The 238-nt window shown below is 43.3% G+C and carries 1 protein-coding gene; it reads right to left on the reverse strand.

Annotation, left to right across the window (positions count from 1 at the left end; all coding sequences use genetic code 11):
* Nucleotides 1–7: 7 nt before the first annotated feature.
* The coding region (locus tag AAEY83_RS18350; protein WP_351061556.1) for a Holliday junction DNA helicase RuvB C-terminal domain-containing protein at nt 8–238 on the reverse strand (231 nt) is incomplete at its 5' end.

Consider the following 238-nt stretch of genomic DNA (forward strand, 5'->3'; position numbering starts at 1 on the left):
GTATAGGCTAGTCTTTTTTAGGAAGTAAACCGAAATGATGGTATGCGCTATCAGAGACTATTCGCCCGCGTGGAGTGCGCTGAATAAATCCTTGCTGGATCAAAAATGGTTCTATCACATCTTCAATTGTTTCACGCTCTTCACCAATAGCAGCCGCTACATTGTCGAGCCCGACAGGGCCGCCCATAAATTTTTCAATTATGGCGAGTAAATATTTGCGATCCATATAGTCAAAACC

Source organism: Psychrobacter sp. TB20-MNA-CIBAN-0197, assembly GCF_040309765.1.
Taxonomy (GTDB): domain Bacteria; phylum Pseudomonadota; class Gammaproteobacteria; order Pseudomonadales; family Moraxellaceae; genus Psychrobacter; species Psychrobacter submarinus.